The following is a 255-nucleotide window of genomic DNA, read 5'->3' as shown; positions in this document are numbered from 1 at the left end:
CGTTGATAGGCCGGGTGTGTAAGCGCAGCGATGCGTTGAGCTAACCGGTACTAATGACCCGTGAGGCTTAACCTTACAACACCAGAAGTGTTTTGGTGAGCGTGATGAGAGACGCGAAATTTTCAGCCTGTTCACAACGGATTAATTTGTGCGGCCTGAGGGCGGCATGAATAACAGAATTTGCCTGGCGGCTTTAGCGCGGTGGTCCCACCTGACCCCATGCCGAACTCAGAAGTGAAACGCCGTAGCGCCGAT

The 255-nt window shown here is 53.7% G+C and carries 2 rRNA genes; both read left to right on the top strand.

The window, feature by feature from the left end:
- Positions 1–75 (top strand): 23S ribosomal RNA (locus tag N5923_RS00075); the annotation flags it as partial.
- A gap of 108 nt (positions 76–183) precedes the next feature.
- A 5S ribosomal RNA gene (gene rrf / locus N5923_RS00070) occupies positions 184–255 on the top strand; the annotation flags it as partial.

The organism is Winslowiella arboricola (genome assembly GCF_025527015.1).
Classification (GTDB): domain Bacteria; phylum Pseudomonadota; class Gammaproteobacteria; order Enterobacterales; family Enterobacteriaceae; genus Erwinia; species Erwinia arboricola.
Note: the sequence above shows the minus strand (reverse complement) of the source record. Positions and strands in the feature narration are given on the sequence as shown.